Genomic DNA, 6074 nt, shown 5'->3' with positions numbered 1-6074 from the left:
GTTTCCTGTTGACACATCTTCTATTGTCTATTCTCCTGAATCTGGCTATCAGCACAATCCAGTCCGTTTGGATACTGCTTATCGCCGGGGGGATTTTATTACTGCTGTTGTGGTTACGGGGATAGCGATCGCTATTTTAGCGCCTGGGCTTAACCAAATATTGCAGAACTCTGTTGGAGTGATGGTGAGGGGAGGACAAGTGAAGTCACAGATAGCGAATACTGCCCACAACAGCATACAGCCTGCTGCGGTAAGCCCAACAACCCTAGCCCCGACTATTTCCAGCAGCGGTTCCAAGACACCTCCCCAATTCGCAGGTTCATGGGCTTTTTCACCACGCAGCGGTCAAAGCATTGCAGGATTCCCAGTAACGTCTGCTTACGGTCCCCGCAGTTCTCCCTGTGTTGGTTGCAGTTCAATGCACTTTGGAACAGATGTGGCCACTCCGATGTACACGCCTCTGTATGCAATAGGGCCAGTCGGAGGCACTGTCAATGTCCGGTGTTGGTCTAATGGCCGCTGGGGTTGGGTTGCCAGCTTCTCTGTACCAGAGTGGAATTTGTCGTTTGACTACGTACATTTGCCAGTTGGAGAGTGCAAAAGTGGTTTGCAGAAAGTAGGCACAGTCATTGCGAAATCGGGTACGGCGGGTACTGGGCCGCACCTTCATTTTCAACAGCGGCTAGGTGGAAATGATGGCGAGAAAGTGCCGCCACAAACGGGCTATGTTTATCAAGCTTTAACAGGTAAATTGCCAGAGGACAGTCAATGACAATTTATAAAATTCAACATCGGGATGAATTTGATTTTAGGCTGGTTACTTGGGGAGTAGTTGCACTGACGGGAGCATATATTTTAGTGCCACCCGTCATCCAATCCGAACCCGGACAGCAGTTAATTAGTGTTGCTCAAATTGCGACAGATAAAGTTACTGGAAAAACACAAAAAGATGCTGTGAGCATACCAAATACTAAAGCAGAAGCCGCATTACAATTAGCTTTTGGCTTTGAGGGAGGCTGTCAAAATTTGGGGAACGACAGTGGCAACTGGTTTCAGGGACAAAAAGGCTTTACGTGCATGGGAATTATCCCTAGCGTTGGCTGGAATCATCGGAATGGTTTACTATCAGGTAATGGTGCAGGATTTAACGCTCATCCATCTATGTTTGTGAAGTTTGCTTATGATAAGAATCCCTCGGCATTCAAGACTGCGGTTGCACAGATTTACAAGCAGGATTATTTTGCACCTGGTGGTTGTGCTGAGTTGTCTCAACCTGCTTTTGAAGTATGTGCCGACATTGCTATTAATTCGGGAGTGGGAAGGTCGAGACAATATTTGAGGGAAGTTGGTACTATTACTGACCCGAAACAACTAGCAAGGGCGCTTAATGAAAGGCATCGACAAGACTACATTCGGTGGAGCGCACCGGGTAATAAAGATTCGGTTTTTCGGGCAGGTTGGCTTAGTAGAGCCGATAGGCGGGATAAGTATATTGATAAGTTTTAAGTCTGCGTGTTGACACTGGAAAGATGCCAAAGTAAGACAATTCTTGATATCAGATCGTTAGACTAACATCAGCTCAAGCAATCAACATTTTGGTATCCTACAAGGGAGACGTAAACGATCGCCACGAGCCCGACGGCTCCGAGGACTGTTACTACAGTCTAAGCAAGTGTCGTTAGAACGAGGAGCAACCTTGCTTATTCTACGTTCTCTTACAAAACTCATTTGATGGCATAGCGTAACTTGTGGCTGATATAGACCCGTAAACATCATCATAAAATCATTTACGGCTTGGGCAGCAGACTGGACATTGAGGGTAATGACGCTCGGTTGTGCAACATCATCATCCTCGACATAACGTTGAGTCCGACGCTCTTCTTCGCTGAGAGCTTCTTCCTGTAGTCGAGCAGCAGGAATCAACTCATGACAATGCAAACAGCCGCCATTGGCAAAGGGAAGTACGGGGCGGGTAGCAGTGAAGATATCGCCAACTTGTTTAGTATTTTTATCCACAGAAACCTTAGCACCAATCTGAATTCCTGGAATGAGGTACTGATGCACTAAAGCATTGAACACAAGGCGGCTCTGGATAGAGTCACTCGCCAAGAAGATAAAGTCTGCGTCTGTAAGCAATCGAGCGATTGGCTCATCCACAATGTTACCCACAACAGCATCGTAGCGGATTGATGGATTTGCTTGCTTGGCTACCCGTCGTGCAATATGCACTTTATAACCAGCTAATCGAGATCCAAGTTTTTGCAGCCAGGGATTGCGAGATTTGGTTAACCAAGCCATTGCCTCCCAACGAGTTGAGCCAACAATGCGGGGGTGATTTGTCAGCTCGATTTTGTCAAAATCAATGGCAACAATATGACCGACTCCCAGACGGGATAACCATTCGTTTAAGAGTGAGCCACCACCTCCCAAACCAATAATTCCAACCTTTAAGTTAGAAAGAATGTTCTGTCCCAGATCGCCAAACAACCGGGCATGGCGATCGTAGATTGGATCTGCATGGGGAGGTCGAGGTTGGGGAGAGGGATAAAGTTTTCGTACACGCGAACCAATCACACTCAGATGACTGAGGGGAAATCGACCAGAGCGAGTCCAAATGTCTCCCGCGACCGCATTGGCTGCAAACACGAGCGCACCGACTGGCCCACCTTTAGTAATATCTAGCAAAGCTGGATATCCCCGCTTATGGGATGCCATATCATCAGCTGAAAAACAAACATCATCCTGTCCCCCATGACAATGCACAGCCAGGTAACACAAGTTCTGAGCCTCACAGTAGCCTGATACCTGTGCCACAAATTTTGCGGTCAGGGCGCGGTAGCCACGGGTGCCGGGTACGTAGTCAACACCGTCTTGAGCCAGAAAAACTTCTCGTGCGAGCAGACGGGTGCCACGAGGAGTCTGTGCAATACCTGTCGCAATTACTGCTCCATGCTCGTCACCGTCACCAGGAAAAAGATGATGGTAGAGTTTTTCAAAGAGCGGCTCATCTATGGTGAGTGAAACGGGAGTTTTCATTGAGATCTTACCCAAGCAAGGACTTTAGTCAGTTTGGTAGCAGCGGTGTCAATGGCTGGGTTCCAACGGTTCGAGCGACGCGATAGTTGGATTACCTTCCGCTTTTGCCAAATGATGCCTGATGATAATCCAGCACCCAAGGCTCGACCGTCAGCCCGACGTAGGCTCCCATCAGTAAAATGTGGGTACACATCGGCATAGGGATACTGAAAGCCAACCTGGAAGCCAACCCAGCTAGTGGTAGGGACGTATTGTTCGCCAATCAACAGATTGTGAACCCTGATGTACGCGCCCCCTTGTGGCTCTGGCTCCGCATCAACGGGATGCCCATCAAAAGCCCGCTTAATTTCGGCGATCGCTTGTTCAACTTCAGGTGTCATCGCTGCCTCCTATGAGTTGTCGTCTGGCGCAGTTGCCCGAAACACCTGCTCTTTGTGAAGAGTCACGGTGTCACAATCCCCAATCTGGTTGAGGGAATCATTGTCCTTGACTTCAAATAGAACAAAATCTTTCTGGATGGATACGCCTTGCTTGATAGCAGCTTGTTTAATCTCCAAACCTGTAACCTTGTGTTCGGAAAAGGTGACAGGGCGCGAGTTCACCGTTACGGTGACTGGCTTTGCCCCTCTGGACTGTTCTTCTGCTTCTTTTCTTAATTCAGCCTTCATTAGAAAACTCCTGTTTGAAATTACAATTCCCGAAAACCGACCGGGAGTGTGACGTTTGTCGGAAGCTTTGGATAGCTTCTGTCCTCTTTGTGTTGGAATGCAGTCCTTATTTAGGATAGTAACCTTTGGTAAAGGAGATCGTCAACAGGAACAGGAAAGTAATATCCTCTTAAAGGACAGTTTCGGGTAGAGGATCGTTGTAGGAACCAAAAACAGATGAGCTTAATTGAGTATGTTGGGGGGCGAATACGAGATCTACGAACGAGTTATGGGGGAGGGGAGGGGCTATCCCAAGAAGCGCTTGCAAAGGCTCTGGGAATCACCGCAAATACAATCTCTCGTTGGGAGACTGCCACTTATCGCCCAACCATTGAAGACCTTGAGCGACTCTCGCGGTTTTTCGGAGTGTCAATTTTACAGTTCTTTCCCCCAGAGGAGACTTCAGCTAATGACCAAATCACTGCGCTGTTGCGTACAGCTAAACAGTTATCCCCTGAAGACCTTGAGGAATTACGCCAGTATGCTGAGTTCCGCAAGGCTCGAAGCCTTTATCCGCAGGGCTCGAAGCCGAAAGCAGGGCGCAAGAGGAAAAAAACCGAATAAACAGAGAGGTGATCTGCTCATGTTTATACATATAGTGGTAAAATCGATTCAAAATGCGTTTTTACCACACATCTAGTGTGTAATTCTAGAATACACCTGAGCTGATGAGTCGAACTGATTACTACGAGGAGATGAAAGCTCTTGCACGCGACATTCGCTCAAAAAATGGGTTGGATACTCCACAAGTACGCAGTTCAGATCTAAGACGTATTTACAAAGGATATGGAATCAAAGTAGATTTATGGCCCAATAAGTATAATTTCTGCAAATCCAGGTTTAGAGATCTAAACGGTGCCTTCTTCAATGATGAGTTAGGGCCGACAATCATGATCAACCGCAACCTGCCGGAAGATCCCAAAATCTTTACTATGGGGCACGAACTCAAACATTTTTTGGTCGATAGTAATCTGCCTACCTTGTGGTGCGGTGGCTTTAATGAGAATGAAAGAATCGAGATTGGTGCAAATGTTTTTGCTGCGGAGTTGATCTTCCCAGAACAAGACTTTATAAACCATCTGTCCCAAATGGGTATTGGCGAAGGAGAATGTACTCCGATAGTGCTTGTCCAGCTTAAGCGTGAGACAAAAACAACACTGTCATACGCTGGACTTGTTAAAAGAGCCGAACGCCTTGCTTTTGCTCCCACTGGCTCGTTCGCCAGTGTGAAGTGGAAGAAATTGGAAGAAGAATTTTATGGTGTACCGTTTTACAAACGCAGTCGCTCTAATTCTTAGTGCAAGTGCTTATGAGCCGATAGGTCGAATGTCGGGGGCCGCAGCTTCATCCAGGTAAAGTGATATGGTTGCGCCTCCTGTGAAGACGAGGGTAGTGGGTACCGTCGAGAGTACCCTGGCAACTGTTTCTAGCATCAATATCTGGGGGTTCATAGGGTAACGAGCCTGTTTTCAAGTTCGCTAACCGCCAAACGCTGTTCCCGCACTCGACCTACTCTCAGCGCGTCAATCAGGCTAAGCAAGGCGTAGAGTTCTGGATCGTTTTTAGCAGCTTGAGGGACTGAACGGTACAGGGGTGCGATCGCCTGCCCTCTGACGACACCTTGAGGGTCAGGCCAGACATAAACCTCCGACGGTGAGGCAATCAGCTTGCTTTTTAGCGGCTCAGCCGAATGCGCCGTTGGCAGTCCCCGACTTAAGGGGCCGGGTTGGGCATAGAATACATAGCGCAGCCCGTGAACTAAGAATTCTAGTAGGGCTTGGGTCAAAATCCTGCGATTTTCGCCATCATAGAGGCCTGCTGCTGCACATCGAGAAAGCGCACCATGAACTTCTGAGGCACTCATACCCAAGCTTTGAGCGAGTGTGCTGTAAGTCCAGGTTGCTTTTTCCCAACTGTGGACTTTGAGTATGGCAACGATATCTTGCGGTTTGAGCATCGCTTTATGCGCTTTCTTTCCTTTATTCTATATTCGCGAATAGCGAATAATTGAGATGTGGCGACTTTAATTTACTGCAAGGCTGAGTTGAAGGGCGTGAGCAATGGGCGGGAGTATAGCGATCGCTTGTCCTGAATTGCGGTTGTAGGTGCGATCGCACCATCCACTTCATCCATTTGGCGATTAATTTCTTTAGCAGTATAAATATATCTCTGAACATTGCTATTGCTACACCTTACTTCTGGTTTCGAGGTCAGGTGGATATCGGTTCTTAGTTGAGATTTGAGGATAATTTCTGCTCAATCAAGAAAATCAGTCTCTACAATATATACTTGTTTCTATTGGTAGGGCGATCGCTTGTTTGCACCTTGCAG

At 47.5% G+C, this 6074-nt stretch carries 9 protein-coding genes; 4 read left to right on the top strand and 5 right to left on the bottom strand.

Going from position 1 to position 6074, the window contains the following annotated elements:
* Together PN499_RS27860 and PN499_RS27855 are read left to right on the top strand one after the other, a co-directional pair.
* On the top strand, window positions 1-772 hold a 772-nt coding region (locus tag PN499_RS27860), incomplete at its 5' end, for a M23 family metallopeptidase (RefSeq protein ID WP_272036667.1).
* On the top strand, window positions 769-1506 hold the full coding sequence (locus tag PN499_RS27855; RefSeq protein WP_272036665.1) for a glycosyl hydrolase 108 family protein: 738 nt from the start codon (window positions 769-771) through the stop codon (window positions 1504-1506). The genes PN499_RS27860 and PN499_RS27855, both read left to right, overlap by 4 nt.
* An 81-nt stretch (window positions 1507-1587) precedes the next feature.
* Here PN499_RS27855 and PN499_RS27850 read toward each other — a convergent pair whose 3' ends face one another.
* From PN499_RS27850 to PN499_RS27840, 3 genes are read right to left on the bottom strand one after another with little or no spacing between them, the layout of a single operon-like run.
* Window positions 1588-3036: a ThiF family adenylyltransferase gene (locus PN499_RS27850; RefSeq protein WP_272036662.1), complete on the bottom strand. Its 1449-nt coding sequence runs from the start codon at window positions 3034-3036 to the stop codon at window positions 1588-1590.
* Complete coding sequence (locus PN499_RS27845; protein ID WP_272036659.1) at window positions 3033-3416, bottom strand: hypothetical protein; 384 nt, start codon at window positions 3414-3416, stop codon at window positions 3033-3035. Before PN499_RS27845 ends, PN499_RS27850 begins: the two co-directional genes overlap by 4 nt.
* 9 nt (window positions 3417-3425) lie before the next feature.
* Entirely contained in the window at window positions 3426-3704 is a 279-nt protein-coding gene (locus PN499_RS27840) for a multiubiquitin domain-containing protein (protein WP_272036657.1), read from the bottom strand.
* A gap of 216 nt (window positions 3705-3920) precedes the next feature.
* Here PN499_RS27840 and PN499_RS27835 point away from each other — a divergent pair, with 216 nt between their 5' ends.
* Together PN499_RS27835 and PN499_RS27830 are read left to right on the top strand one after the other, a co-directional pair.
* A complete protein-coding gene (locus PN499_RS27835) occupies window positions 3921-4307 on the top strand; it encodes a helix-turn-helix transcriptional regulator (RefSeq protein ID WP_272036655.1) in 387 nt (128 codons plus the stop codon).
* Window positions 4308-4411: 104 nt separating this feature from the next.
* Window positions 4412-5041 (top strand): ImmA/IrrE family metallo-endopeptidase, encoded by a 630-nt coding sequence (locus tag PN499_RS27830; protein ID WP_272036653.1) that lies wholly within the window; start codon window positions 4412-4414, stop codon window positions 5039-5041.
* 9 nt (window positions 5042-5050) lie between these two features.
* Here PN499_RS27830 and PN499_RS27825 read toward each other — a convergent pair whose 3' ends face one another.
* Together PN499_RS27825 and PN499_RS27820 are read right to left on the bottom strand one after the other, a co-directional pair.
* Window positions 5051-5194 carry a hypothetical protein gene (locus PN499_RS27825; protein ID WP_272036650.1) on the bottom strand — a complete coding sequence of 48 codons (144 nt, stop codon included), beginning with the start codon at window positions 5192-5194 and terminating at the stop codon, window positions 5051-5053.
* Window positions 5191-5700 carry a hypothetical protein gene (locus PN499_RS27820; RefSeq protein ID WP_272036648.1) on the bottom strand — a complete coding sequence of 170 codons (510 nt, stop codon included), beginning with the start codon at window positions 5698-5700 and terminating at the stop codon, window positions 5191-5193. Before PN499_RS27820 ends, PN499_RS27825 begins: the two co-directional genes overlap by 4 nt.
* Between the last annotated feature and the right edge of the window lie 374 nt (window positions 5701-6074).

The organism is Kamptonema animale CS-326, from assembly GCF_028330895.1.
Classification (GTDB): domain Bacteria; phylum Cyanobacteriota; class Cyanobacteriia; order Cyanobacteriales; family Microcoleaceae; genus Kamptonema; species Kamptonema formosum.
This window is presented reverse-complemented; position numbering and strand designations above follow the sequence as displayed.

Bases quoted from the DNA above. Each gene is read 5' to 3' on its own strand.
- PN499_RS27855 (WP_272036665.1), top strand. From the start codon at position 769: ATGACAATTTATAAAATTCAACATCGGGATGAATTTGATTTTAGGCTG.
- PN499_RS27850 (WP_272036662.1), bottom strand. From the start codon at position 3,036: ATGAAAACTCCCGTTTCACTCACCATAGATGAGCCGCTCTTTGAAAAA.
- PN499_RS27845 (WP_272036659.1), bottom strand. From the start codon at position 3,416: ATGACACCTGAAGTTGAACAAGCGATCGCCGAAATTAAGCGGGCTTTT.
- PN499_RS27840 (WP_272036657.1), bottom strand. From the start codon at position 3,704: ATGAAGGCTGAATTAAGAAAAGAAGCAGAAGAACAGTCCAGAGGGGCA.
- PN499_RS27835 (WP_272036655.1), top strand. From the start codon at position 3,921: ATGAGCTTAATTGAGTATGTTGGGGGGCGAATACGAGATCTACGAACG.
- PN499_RS27830 (WP_272036653.1), top strand. From the start codon at position 4,412: ATGAGTCGAACTGATTACTACGAGGAGATGAAAGCTCTTGCACGCGAC.
- PN499_RS27825 (WP_272036650.1), bottom strand. From the start codon at position 5,194: ATGAACCCCCAGATATTGATGCTAGAAACAGTTGCCAGGGTACTCTCG.
- PN499_RS27820 (WP_272036648.1), bottom strand. From the start codon at position 5,700: ATGCTCAAACCGCAAGATATCGTTGCCATACTCAAAGTCCACAGTTGG.